9 protein-coding genes are annotated in these 13,033 nt (G+C 55.4%); 6 read left to right on the top strand and 3 right to left on the bottom strand.

The annotated features are described in order from the left end of the window. Positions 1–715 precede the first annotated feature (715 nt). Both P3T16_RS26735 and P3T16_RS26730 read left to right on the top strand, forming a co-directional pair. The gene (locus P3T16_RS26735; protein WP_429344561.1) at positions 716–1,021 is read left to right on the top strand and encodes a DUF1272 domain-containing protein; all 306 of its coding nucleotides are present in this window, start codon (positions 716–718) and stop codon (positions 1,019–1,021) included. Further along, complete coding sequence (locus P3T16_RS26730) at positions 993–1,961, top strand: carbon-nitrogen hydrolase family protein (protein WP_429344560.1); 969 nt, start codon at positions 993–995, stop codon at positions 1,959–1,961. Before P3T16_RS26735 ends, P3T16_RS26730 begins: the two co-directional genes overlap by 29 nt. Positions 1,962–2,603: 642 nt before the next feature. Here the strand turns inward: P3T16_RS26730 and P3T16_RS26725 are convergent. Further along, on the bottom strand, positions 2,604–3,095 hold the full coding sequence (locus tag P3T16_RS26725) for an IS607 family transposase (RefSeq protein WP_429344559.1): 492 nt from the start codon (positions 3,093–3,095) through the stop codon (positions 2,604–2,606). A gap of 223 nt (positions 3,096–3,318) precedes the next feature. Between P3T16_RS26725 and P3T16_RS26720 the strand changes: the two genes are divergently transcribed. The 3 genes from P3T16_RS26720 to P3T16_RS26710 all read left to right on the top strand — a co-directional run bounded on the left by P3T16_RS26720 (position 3,319) and on the right by P3T16_RS26710 (position 6,460). Then, positions 3,319–4,269, top strand: a complete 951-nt coding sequence (locus P3T16_RS26720) for a GlxA family transcriptional regulator (protein WP_429344558.1) — start codon at positions 3,319–3,321, stop codon at positions 4,267–4,269. Next, the gene (locus P3T16_RS26715; RefSeq protein ID WP_429344557.1) at positions 4,266–4,571 is read left to right on the top strand and encodes a MipA/OmpV family protein; all 306 of its coding nucleotides are present in this window, start codon (positions 4,266–4,268) and stop codon (positions 4,569–4,571) included. Before P3T16_RS26720 ends, P3T16_RS26715 begins: the two co-directional genes overlap by 4 nt. Before the next feature lie 980 nt (positions 4,572–5,551). Continuing rightward, a complete protein-coding gene (locus tag P3T16_RS26710; protein ID WP_429344556.1) occupies positions 5,552–6,460 on the top strand; it encodes a LysR family transcriptional regulator in 909 nt (302 codons plus the stop codon). Positions 6,461–6,672: 212 nt separating this feature from the next. Here the strand turns inward: P3T16_RS26710 and P3T16_RS26705 are convergent, their stop codons facing one another. Beyond that, positions 6,673–10,242, bottom strand: a complete 3,570-nt coding sequence (locus P3T16_RS26705) for an AAA domain-containing protein (protein WP_429344555.1) — start codon at positions 10,240–10,242, stop codon at positions 6,673–6,675. Positions 10,243–10,654: 412 nt separating this feature from the next. Between P3T16_RS26705 and P3T16_RS26700 the strand changes: the two genes are divergently transcribed. After that, positions 10,655–11,860, top strand: a complete 1,206-nt coding sequence (locus P3T16_RS26700) for a hypothetical protein (protein WP_429344554.1) — start codon at positions 10,655–10,657, stop codon at positions 11,858–11,860. Between the two features lie 199 nt (positions 11,861–12,059). Here the strand turns inward: P3T16_RS26700 and P3T16_RS26695 are convergent, their stop codons facing one another. Next, the gene (locus P3T16_RS26695; RefSeq protein WP_429344553.1) at positions 12,060–12,968 is read right to left on the bottom strand and encodes a LysR family transcriptional regulator; all 909 of its coding nucleotides are present in this window, start codon (positions 12,966–12,968) and stop codon (positions 12,060–12,062) included. Positions 12,969–13,033 lie beyond the last annotated feature (65 nt).

The following is a 13,033-nucleotide window of genomic DNA, read 5'->3' as shown; positions in this document are numbered from 1 at the left end:
CCTATTGAATTGGTGTTGACACGCGAGGCGTTGCCTAGCAGTTCGTTGACTGTGGCAAGCCAGTTACGAACTGCGTCCCGTTGCTTCGAAAGCCGATGCGCACAAGAATCTGTTTTCCCGGCATTCCAGCTAGCGTCGTCATCTCGCCTATCGTTTTACCTTGCGTGCCCCGCACAATGGCGCACCAAGCGCCTCGTCCGACCTCGGCCAGCGCCCTGACCGAATCGTTAATTTGACTCACGTCCTCCGGGTTGCGCGCGAGCCCAAGCACGGCGCCCCTAACAGACACATCAACGCTGGGTTGCACTGCATAACGTCGCTGCCGAGAAGTTTAATAGCCAGATTGCTACGTGCATATGTGTCACGACGAGGTGACCTACGTTGAAGTCTGCATAGGCAGCACCGCGTATGAAAAGCCACGATGACAAGCGCAAGATCGGACGCGCGAATAAATCCACCACAGGCAAATTTAAGTCGCAGAACGACCATTCCGATGCGCCTCGTCATGGCAAAAAATGACGCTTACTTGACCTTTACGCCAATTCACTGACCCGGTACCTTCTCGTCTGAAGCAGAGCCTCTTTAATCAGGAGGGGCGGCAAGGGTCGAACAGGTATGGATCCCGAACTCGTGTCGCTCGAATACATGCACAGGCGTGTTGACAGTGTGAGCTGGAGCGTTCGCCATTTAGAACGGCATCCTGGAGAAAGTCATTATGGCGGTATTGGACCTCAGACCGAACTGTGAATGCTGTGACACGGACCTAAACCCTACCGATGAGGCTTACATCTGTAGTTACGAATGTACCTTCTGCCCAACATGCACCACCGGCATCCTCGCCGGCCACTGCCCTAACTGCCTGGGTGACCTTCAGCGCCGGCCGACACGGCCGAATGCCGGGCCGGTTGGGGGGCTAAAGAAACATCCCGCGTCGAGCAAGCGCGTTGTGAAGAATGGGGGATGCCTGTCGACTCCAGACCCGAGCCGGGGCGATGAAATCTGGGAGGAAAGCGGTGCATAACCGATCGAGCCCACTGTCAGCGGGATCAGTTCAACTTTCTGTACTTCAGGTAGCGCCCGTCTACCTGGATGCGTGGGCAACCTGGGACAAGCTGAAATCGTTCGGTGGTCGTGCTGTGCAACAGGGTGCTGAAATCCTGACATGGGGTGAGTCTTTGATTCCAGGCTATCCCAACTGGACGTCAGTCGATACCACCCGTAATCAAAAACCAGTCTACGCAAAGTTTTGGGACCAGTGCGTCACACTGGATGGTCCACTGGTCGCTGACATGCGAACCTTTGCGAAAACGAACAATGTGATGATGATTGGTGGCGTGACGGAGCGTGACGGAGGTTCGACGTACTGCACTTTGCTGACCATCGGCCAAGACGGTGCACTGCTCGGACGGCATCGCAAGCTCAAACCGACCTGGCTAGAACGTCTGGTTTGGGCGGACGGCGACGGACGAGGTCTTCGAACGCACGAGACGAAGATCGGGAAAGTAGGTAGCCTCAATTGCTGGGAAAACTGGCTCCCGTTAGCTCGTGCTGCACTCCACCAACAGGGCGAATTCATTCACGTTGGCGTTTGGCCAGGAAGCGATTTCCTCGTTCGCGACATCACCAGATTTATCGCCCTGGAAGGTCGGTCCTGGTCTGTCGCGGCCTGCGGCATGCTGCGATCGTCCGACATGATGCATCTCACCGAGGACGAGTTTCCCGTCCGCGAAGCCATGCTCTCCCGGCAGGAAACATGGCAGGACGGTGGATCGAGAATCATTGCACCGAATGGAGATGTCGTTGCGGGCCCTCTTATCGGAGAGGAAGGCATTGTATCGGCCCAGCTATCAGCTCAGGCAGTTGTCGAAGCTCGTCAAATGCTCGATTCGAGCGGCCATTATTCGCGCTCTGACGTGCTGCGTCTCGAGGTGTCAGGGCGAGATATATCCGATTCCATCTAGCCATCTTGTTGGAGTTTTCAAGTTGAACAAATGTTGCCGGACCGAACGCCGGGATCATGCTGGACGAGACTGAAGTGCTGTCTGCAAGACGGACTGGGACATCGAGCCGCACCAAATTCCCCTCTATCTTGCGCAGCAAGAGAGTCTTCGCTCGATAAACACGCACTGACGAGTATCGACTGACGGCTCGGCATTGCGAGTGTTGCGGAATCTGAATGTGCTGCGATTTCGTCGCAATCATCGGCTCGCAAATATGTGACTGTCCGACGGAGTACTGATACGAAATCGCATACTGCCGCCGCCAAAGTTTCCGACCGGCGCACTTGCACGATAGTCCTGAGCCTACGGACCAGTACGCCTTATTTAACAGCCGCATATTTCCGTGGCCTGACAGGGAACGGATAGCCAGCAAGGGGATGAGGCCCAGTTCCGGCTGAGTTTCTCCTTAAGCTTCTTACCAAATTGAATTTGAGGATATTTAGACATGTCTATAGCAATTACCTGCACGAATTGCGGAAAGATCGCAATTATTGAAGAAGAATCTATCGAAATTGCTCATGGCAAGATCGATCCGCTGTCTTTCGTAGCACCGGAGGGTTTCCGGAAGGTCATGATTGGGGTTAGTTCAGAGGATGTGCACCTTTACTGCACCGATTGTGGAATTTCTGCGGATTTGCCAACTTTCCATTGAGCGACATGAAAGCATTTCGCCCCTGACGGAAGCCGTTCTGATCGCCTCAACACTCTCAACGTATCAATGCAGTCGAATGGCGCCAGGCGAGCGCGAGGAAGCCGTTGTAGACCTTTCTTGCGGTAATTCAAACCGCTACCCAGGTCGGTGACAACCTCAATATCTGCGAAGCCGGCATCGACGCAATGTTTTTCCAGCCGTGCTGCCTGCGTCTCCAGCTGTGTAGCCTTGTCGTGCGAAGAGACGCGCGCGTAGCAAACTGTCTTGCCAGCGGTCGTTGCCGACTCGTTCAGGCTCGAGCACAGCGCGTCACGCAGATAGCGCCGATGATCGCCAACGGTCCGCCCGGCAGGAGCCAGTCGCCCCTGTCGGTGCCAGCGCCGCAGTGTCCCCACCACCACGCCCAGCTGCTCTGCCGCTTCGCCAATTGACAAGAGTCGCATCCGGTATCTCCATAAGATATACCGTGTAGGGCCCGTTTTTAAACGCGATGATCCGGCTTGGTCAGTTTCAACGCCTGCAGTTGCAAACCCTCCATGCATCTTCCGGCTCAACGGCAATCACGATTGCCTTTGGTCTAATCTTTTCGGCTAAAATGTTTTGCCTGTTTTCAGGTGATTCGGACTAAATTGTGGTGCTGGTTAATTTTTCGACAAGCTGGACATTGTGAAACCCCATCGGGTCTGCTTTCTCATCTATCCGGGAGTCGCTTCGTACGACGTCGCCGGCCCTGCACAGGCTCTGGCCGCAGCAGGCGGTGGTAGGTATAGCGTGACTATTGTCTCGGTGCCGGGGGGACTCGTGGAGAGTGACTGCCCGGGACTCGCATTCGGAAGCATCCGCGCGAACAGAGCGAATGGCTCGATTGACACCCTTATCATCCCAGGCGGCACCGACGCGCCAACGGCTGCAAAAGATGCCACGCTCGTGCGTCTGGTCAAGCGCCTCGCAGCCCGCTCCGAGCGGATTGCGTGTGTCTGTACGGGTGCGTTCCTTGCTGCAGAAGCAGGCCTACTGAAAGGACGTCGAGCCGCAACTCATTGGCGATATTGCGATCAGTTTGCTGACCGCTTTAGCGACACCGAACTGGAACGAGATCGGATTTGGGTGCAAGACGGCGCAATCTGGTCCTCGGCAGGCATCAGCGCAGGAGTGGATCTCACCCTGGCATTGATCGAGAAGGACTTTGGCATTGCGATTGCGCTTGAGGTGGCACGAGAGCTGGTAGTCTTCCTCAAACGGCCGGGAGGCCAGTCGCAATTTAGTACGGTCCTCTCGGGGCAGATAGCAGACGCAGGCGGTCCACTAGAGTCACTCTTCGCCTGGATTGCAAATAATCTTGGCGCGGATCTTCGTGCCGAGATTCTAGCGGAAAGAGTTAACATGAGTCCGCGAACCTTCGCACGCACGTGCGTGGCTCGTATTGGTGTCGCCCCGGCGAAGGCGATTGAAATCATGCGAGTCCAGGCAGCTCGCGAGTCGATCGAGCAGAGCGACACCCCACTCAGTGCAATAGCGGCTCGATATGGATTCGGCGATGAACAGCGTATGCGACGGGCTTTTCAGCGTCAAGCTCACATCACGCCGAGTGAGATAAGAGCAAGGTTCAGGCTATGAAGGAGTTGCCCCGACGGCTGATTCTGGGCTCGGGACTCACGTGGCCGAACGGAACATACACCCAAACCTTCTTTGGTGTATCGCCACAGGAAAGCGCAGCTTCGCAATTACCCCAGTATGCCGCTGGTTCTGGATTGCGAGACGTTCATTTCAACGTAAACGCGAGTTACAAGATCACGCCGCAGTGGTCAGCGAATGTCGCTGCGGTAGTCGGACGTCTCGAGAAATTCGCCGCCGGTAGTTCGATCACCGAGCGTCGGCTCGATCTGAACGGAATGGCCTCTGTCGCTTACAGGTTCTAGCGAAACGGGGACCTGTCGTCGGCTTGTGACCTTCACGTCCGATAGTTCGCAGGAAGGCAGTAAGCCTTGACATTATCTGCCGAAGTGCGAGCGACTCTAATCGAACCAGACTGTGTGAGAACGCATTGATCGCCTAAACTGAATCAACGCACTGAGGCCGGGCGACTCATGGAGCGATTCGTTGCCATCCCGCTGATAGGTTGCGATCGGTTGATCCATGCCGTTGTTAAGCGCGTCCAGCGCCTGCTCGATTGCCGGCCTCCCTGTCTCGTCGCTTGCAAGCAGATACTGTGAACTAAAACGAGCATAGTTGCCGGCCTCTGACCTGATTTCCTCAAGTTCTCAGACGCGATGCCAACGGATTTGGTGCCGCTTGACGTGGCTCTGCCCAAGAATCCAATGGTTGCGAGGCCTCTACCAACGGAAAAATCCGCTATGCCCCTTGGTTGCGTCGCGTTCTCAATGCTTTGCCTGATTTTGAACGCGACCACCTGCGTCAGATTGAATCGCATCGGCTGGCGCAGATCTGTCTCCTTCCTTGCCCACACGCAGCGTCATCGTTCCTGAGGTAACTCCGGATGCATCGACACGATAATCGCCGTAACCGTCCCTGAGACAACGCATGTTCGTGAGGCACAGTGAAATATCAAGATCAAGACACCCTAGAAGCGACTCCTGCTGCCGGTGTGATGTCTGGTCTACTTGTACGCCGCACAACAAAGGTGAAGAAAGAAGCCGTGGAAGACCAATGCCCTTTCTTGCAATGCGAGAAGCAAAACCGAAAAGCTCGGGCCGGTTCGTGATCTTCTATCATGTGTTGCAGGCCTGCATCGGAACTGCAGACACGTTAAATGCAGAAATTTGTTCAATCGCATACCATTATCCAAGTTCGGCGATGGGTCGACCCGAGCGTCAACCGGGTAGTGGGCCCAAAGAGTGAACGCAATCAGGACCAGCGTGACTATTGTTGGGGTTCTCTGATGGATCATCTAGATGCGATCAAGGTTTTTGTCTGTATAGCGGACCTGGGCGGTTTCGCTAGCGCAGCCAGAGCGATGCGAGTTTCGACGGCGGTCGCGTCGCGACACGTCGCGTTTCTTGAGCAAAAGCTGCACACCCGGTTATTTCATCGGAACAGCCGAAATCTTTCGCTTACAGATTCTGGACAGCTATATCTGGAACGCGTGCGAGGTATCGTTGACGAACTTGATAGTATCGAGAAAATGGTCAACTCTGCGAACCTTGAGCCTGCTGGAGAGCTTCGGATTGTGGCGCCCGTGGTGTTTGGATTTCGCGCCCTAGGCCCAGTCATCGAATCATATTCCAAGCGATTTCCCAAAGTGCGAACCGACATCACCTTGGACGATCGGGGCATTGATCTTGTCGAAGACGGCTTCGACGTTGGAATTTTCGCTGCCCATGAAATTAGCAGCAGGACACTCATCGCAAGGACTCTGCTAGCGGGACGCCTTATCGTTTGCGCAACTCCGCATTATGTTGACACGTACGGAGCTCCCTCCTGCCGCGAAGAATTAAGCGCACACCAATGTCTTGTAACTCCTTCAGAGAAAACTGGTGTTGCGGGTGAATCCGCTGGTATGCAGCAGACTGCACACGTAAAGCAAAGGAATGTCGTCGTTGCGAACAATATCGAGATGTTGCATCAGCTCGCGCTATTGCACCTTGGCGTCGCAATTTTTCCAGATTACCTTGTTAACGACGATATTGCTCAGAATCGGTTAGTCGAGATACCTGGTGATTTTGGTTTGTGTGGAGTTGAAATCAAGGTTGGATATGCCAGCCGGAAGCACCTGTCGGCGAAAATAAGGACTTTCGTGGATCACGCCGCCGGACACTTTGGCGGTCGCAGAGAGAACTTCGACCAATAGCGACGAGTGTGCTGCCTGACCAGTCGTACACAACGTGAGGCGCCACCGGTTGGTAGCAACGTTACTCCACCGAAAGTGAATGTTCTCGGGAGGACTTGCCCATCAGCCCGACATGAAGAAAAGTTTCCGAAAACCAGTCCTCAGGCGGCGCAGGAGCTAAGCTTTTCGCAACGCTTTTCACTCAGCCGATATCGATTTCAGGTAGCGCACCTTCAGGTTGCCACAGTGGGCGTGCGTGAGCGTTCATCGGCATACGGCGCCCTCAAAATCTTTCGCTGCTGTAAGCTTTTGCGCATAGAGAGAATTTCGGGCACCAGATCGGGGCCTCGATAAAGCATTGAGGTTTCGTGGCGCACGAATTGCCCCCTGCGTTTTGCACCGAACCAGTTGAAAGAGCCGATGCAGTAGACATCTTCGTCGCCAATGACGAGCTTGCTATGGACTTGCCGGACAAAATTCACCGTGATTCCGGCATCGCGCAAGACCTTGGCGTCGGCGAGCAGTCGAGCCTCCTTTCTGACACCCTCCTCCTTGCTGACCTCTCCAATGTTGAGTTGCGGGTCCGTAAAAATCTCGACCTTCACGCCACGGTCCACGGCCCGTTGCATCGCATCGAACGCGCCGATCTCTTTCGTTCGAGCCAGGACAATCCACGGCGTCACAATCTGAAAACTGTTCTTAACCGCAGACAACGTGTGAAGCAGAAACGCATCATGGTCCGACGCATCCCGCAGTTGGGACAAAACTGTAGTCCGTGTCTGCAAGTCAGAGCGCTGTCGATGTTCGAATCGCAACGCGTTCCCTTGGCTCCTGAACAGAAAACTCGCTAGCACACCGCGTGGCTCTGCCGCAGGGACCGAGTCAAATACATCCATGTCTCCGAAGACAATGAAGCTATCCTTCGCACGAGACACGGCTACATTGAGCATGCTTGTGCTCTTGTCGATGAATCGACCATCTTCATGCTTGGAATAGACAGGAGAGAAGATGACGATGTGCCGCTCAGCGCCTTGCAAGGAATGGACAGTTCCGACGGTCAGCATCTCGTCTTCGCGCCCGACCTTTATGTCGATTTTTGCACATGCCGCCTCGATAGCGGCGACCTGGGCAGCAAATGGAGTGACGACACCTACAATCTGATGCAGGGGTGCACTATACTTCGCCTCCAACATCCCGCGATGCTCAGAGAGCCACAAAGCAATGGTTTCCGCCTCAAGTAGATTCCGACGGCTTCCAGAGGATATGGTTTGGCAAATGCCGTCGATATGCAGATAAGCCATCGGCGGCAAACGGTCAGTGGCCTCCTCGGATACACGTGGCGCGTCGCCACGACGAGGCAGTAACTTGCCGTGGTAGCAAAGTTCGTTACTGAATTGTATGATTTCGTTGTAGCAACGACGGTGCTCGTACAGATAAAGACCTCGGTCAAGTTCGAGGTCCCCGTGATAGCGTGTCGCGTTCTGTGCGACACGCATGACACTGCCACTTGCGGCCGTCTTTCCGGTACGCGCCAGGTCTTCGTAAGTCACGCTATTGCTGCCTCCCTCAAGCAACCCGAGGTTCATCAGGTTGCCAAAGTCGACTCTACGCGGAACAGACCAAATCGGCTCAATTTGCCGCGTATCGCCGATGACAAGGGCCTTGCGTGCCAGAGCGAACGACGCACCTGCAATTTCCGGGAGAACCTGCCCCGCCTCATCGACTATCAGAAGGTCGACGAAGTCATACAGATAGTCCGCGTCGAATTTTCCATCTCCTCGAACGTAGCTCAGCAATTGGGCTGGCAGCATGGCGAATGTCGAGACGGCACAGGGTGTGATCATCATGCGCCGGCGCAATCGGGGCATAAGCGTCGCTGGACCAGGATTTCGACTCTTTTTCTTGTCCAGTATTTTCGCCATCTGGCTCTCCATTTCGAGCAGCCATCGGCCTTCCCAGTAGTGGGTTGTCAGCATGAAAATCCGGAAACGAAGTTCCGTGTCGGCGGCTGTGTCGCACTGTTCAAATGACGGGTGCTCGATATCGCTGATAACGCCCACACTGCGCGCTGCTTCGCCGAAAGTCGTCGATGCTTCATCCTGAGCCCGGAGAAGGCTTTCGCCTCGTTGAACCGCGTGCACAGCATCGTCACGAGTCTCTATGTTCGCATCAAGCTCGTCGCCGATGGACTTCTCGATGGCTGATAGCGTCACCCCCATTGACTCGTAGGGCTCGTCCTTTACCAAAGATTTCAGATGCTCACGCGCCTGCCGGAAACGCTTTGCCGCGACAGGTGGCAACCAGGAAAAGAACGAATAAAGAAGCGACTCTTTAGCGCGATAGCTTTCCCATCCATCCTTCACGGCCTTCCACTTCAGAACGACCGCATTCTGCTCGCTGACCCGCAGGCGACGTGTAGTCAGCGCACTGTGAGGGTCGGTTCCGAGTTCAGCGGTCGTTTCCGCCTTTGCCGCACAAAGACGATGCCAGCCCTCTTCTGCGGCACTCAATCGGCCGACGTGGGTCCTGAGCTCGGCGTGTAGACGGGCGACTACGAGCTTGATGTCCGCAACGTCAGTGTCCGGAAAGGCTTCCTTCGCGCACGATAGGAACGCTATCTTCGCGCGATCGACATACTCCCGCGTTTCGATTTCATCGAAAAACGTGCTGGTCTGATATTTCTTTGACGCTTCGGCTTCGCGACCCTGCGCAGGAAAGTATGCACCGAAGCTTCGAACGTCCGGAAGCCAACGCCCACCAAGACGGTCGTCGCCAAGTGAAAAATCCTTTCCGAAGGCGTCGATAATATTGGTTACCGGCTGATTGTTCGTCGAGGCAGCGAAGATGACTGGCGGCTCGGTTTCATCCAAAGCTGCCTGCGCCCAAAGCGATGCCACAACGGAAAGGAGTAGCGTCGTCTTTCCCGTACCGGGTGGCCCGTTGACAGCGAGAATTTCACCGTCCTTCGAAGCAAGAAGATGGGACAGTGCAGCCCGCTGTGCGTCGGCTAACGCAAACCTGTCGCTGGAGTGACCAAGTCGCGCAGCGAAGCCTGCGTTAGCCGGGAGGCACGGCTGGATCGGTGTGGCGTCTATGCGAGCGTACGACTCGAAGAGCGGAGATTGTGGCCGCTTGTTTCGCATGTGGTCGTACAGACGCACGACATGCTGGGTCGCGCCACTGATGACGCCCTGTTTCAACACCAGCCCGTATTCGGCTGGCAGAAACTGACGCGTCTGCGAAACGAAAATACCACAAACCGCTTCAAGCAAGCTGTTAAGGCCATTGCGGTATGCATTCCAGCCTTTTCGAAATGGTTCGAGTTGGGTTTCGTGGCCGTCACTTACATCGGCAAACGAAATGCCAGGGACTTGTCCGTTGGTCAAATATCTGTCAAGGTCCTCTAGCGTCCCTATGTAAAATGAGCCGGCCTCGAGCGGTTCCAGAATGTCCCGTGGCACGACCGTAGCAGGTTTCGGTAGAAGACAGCCGTCTCGCGAAAGTAACGCCTGAGTAACTAGTGGAGTGACGAATTCCGGCAACTTGGTAGCTCGTTGCCCATGCTCATTCTTCACTGCATACAGCAATGGTCGATAGACGACCTCGACGAACTGGACTTTCTCATCTTCCCCGGAGAAGAAATCCTCGACCGTTTCCTCGTGCAGGATTCCGGCTTCAGCCTCGGCTCGCGACACGCGATGATGCGCGCTCACCTCATCCTTTGTGAGGGTACCTCGGCCCAACTCGGCATCGGCAAGCGAGTTTCGCCAGTAGGCTGCGTAAGCAATCGATTTCTCAAGCATTTCTTCTGTTTATCCGTCGGCTGGTCTTGCCAAATTTGTCGCTGCGTCAAGGCAATTCTTCATTTCCCTCGGTTAGACTGCCTCCGGGGCAAGTAAGTATATTTGCATTCTTACCGTTGCGCGCATCTCAAGGTCTAAGGAAGTGTCATTGAATTAGGGCGGCCGCCAACCAATTCGTGTTCGCCGTTGATGCGAAAATGGAGAGCGCGGGTGATATGCTGGATGTGCCGATGCGGTTGTTTTTCCACATCGGCACATCCTCAATTCTCTTGGGAAAATCAGCAAAATGTCGCCTCGCCGCATGCAAAGGGCTTTTCATTCCCGGTGTGAGAACCGAGGTCTTCAGGCTAGGCACGGGACAAATTTACTTTTTCAACAAAACCAATTTAAAATCTAGGATACGGTGCACGGCATGAAGAGGCCGATAGTTGTTTACCTGGACAGTAGCGATTTCTCTACGCTGTCGGATCCTGCCCGCAAGAGCCCGGAGAACGACGAAATTCGAGCCGCCCTTCTTCGGCGTGCGCGCTCAGGCGAAGTGGTGTTTGCATTTTCCGGTGTTCATCTCAGTGAGATGACTCCGCTGGAGCCGGGCTTCACGCCATCGGCGCTGGCACGGACCGATCTCCTGGTGGAGTTGTGTGAACGCAATGCTTTCATATCGATAGATCGGCTATTGGAGGCCGAGACCTCAAGGCTCGGTCAAGTCGCGCCGCAACCGGTCCAACCGTTGACAGCCGACGCGACGTGGTTTCCCGAAATTGTCGATTTCATGTCTCCCATCAAATGGGCCGACATGAGACGCGACATGCTTGCGAACATTGGAAAGCACGCCGTTAATCGAGCACAGCGCCGTCTTATTAAACGCAAGGTAGGTACTGGCACGCGCATTTCCCCGAAAATGGAGCGGCATTTATCGACGCCGTCTACCGAGGGGCTGACGGAGATCATGCGAATGTACCCGATGCGCCGTGAGGATGCCCTGATTCTCCAGTCGCATATTTATGGACGGGCGAGCGCCAAGGATGCAGAAGAAGCGTTTCTCTCGAGCTTGCGTGATCCGCGATGGATGGTGCTGTGGTTCTCAGAACATCATGATCAACTGTCGCCAGCTCTGCAGTGGCTGCGCGCCGCTGCTGTAGACATGGTTGCCAGAATGGAGGAAATTGCGCGATTCGTTCGGGATCAGCGGCAACGTCACCCAGAGGCTGTAGGCGATCTTTGGCGCCAGGACTGGTGGCAGCACGAGCAGGACCGACTCCTGGTGCAGCTTGCGATGTCCGCCTCCTCGGCCGGAAGCGTCCGCCCCATACCCACCGCTACCGAGATTGATCGCGTATGTCGCGGTTTGTCATGCATGATGCGCACGCTGCATTCGGTTCTGTGGGATGCAATCGCCGCATCGGGACGCACGCCCAAGGCAAGTGATACTGTGGATGCGATGCATGCACTGTACGCACCATACTGCGATATTTTCCGGGCCGATCGATACATGGCCCCTCACATCCGTCGACAGCTTGCTGGACTGGAAGTAAAGGTCGTCTCGCGACTAGCCGAACTTCCCTCGCTTATCGAGGAATGTCTCAATACGGGGAAAATGCCGTCCGTCAGGAACTGAATGGCTCACAAGCAGGCTCGGCCGGCTTTGGGCGCGAGCCTTGTGCCATAGAATTCAGCGAGGAGGTACGTGATTCAAAGCCATGGAGACCGTCAATCTGACTTTCGGGGCCTGCCAGCTTGGCTCGACTGACTGGTTACGTACAGCTTTCGACTTTTTTTGGCCGTAGCGTTCGCGCGTCGGCATCGGACGAAATGCTTCAGGGATTGACGTCAAGTCGCTTCCTGAAGACGTCGATCAGAGCACGCACCTTCGCTGGCGGATAGCTGGTTGGTGGGAACACCACGTGAATGCCGGCGGGCGCCGTTGTCCAGTCGGGCAACAAACGGACAAGGCGGCCAGCTTCCACGTCCGCTGCAATCGAGAAGTCTGTTAACAATCCGAACCCGCCGCCCGCGAGTGTGGCCGCCCGCGCAGCGTCAGCCGTATTAACGACCACGCTGCCCGCGCATCGCACACTTTTCACGTCGCCGTTCGTGCGCTGAAGTTCGAGCGTAAGCGAATGCGGCAATACTGACATCGCAACGAAAGGCCATTTAGCCAGCGCTGCCGGCGAGCGCGGTTTGCCCCACTTTTCCACGAAAGCAGGACTCGCGACAAGCCATTTGATGTAGCTGCCAACCTTCACCGCCCGGTAGTTCGAGTCAGCTAGCCGACCAAGGCGAATCGCGATGTCAATGCCGTCAGCTATCAAGTCTACATAACTGTCGTTGCAGATCAGTTCGATATCGAGTTCCGGGTACGTGTGCTTTAGCTCGACAAGTGCTGGAGCGACCACGAGCGCGCCGTAGTCGTTTGGGGTGCTCACGCGCAATGTGCCTCGCACCGGCGCGCTGACGCCCGATACTTCCGACAGCGCATCTTCCGTCGCCTGCAGGATTTTGCAACTCGCATCATAGAACGCGCGGCCGCTTTGAGTCACACTGAGTTGTCGCGTTGTTCGCACCAACAGACTCGCACCGACTTCCCTTTCGAGACGCTGAATGTGCGTGCTGACCATCGCTTTGGCGAGCCCGAGGCGTGCCGCTGCGGCTGTTAGAGAGCCCGCCTCGACCACTGCCACGAAAACCATCAGGCGGTTCAGATTGACATCGCGTATACGTGCCATCGCAGTTTGTTCACTTTCGATTGATTGTGTTTTGAAGCTTAACAGTCTTCTCGCGCGAAGCGGCA

The organism is Paraburkholderia sp. GAS42 (assembly GCF_050436565.1).
Classification (GTDB): domain Bacteria; phylum Pseudomonadota; class Gammaproteobacteria; order Burkholderiales; family Burkholderiaceae; genus Paraburkholderia.
This window is presented reverse-complemented; position numbering and strand designations above follow the sequence as displayed.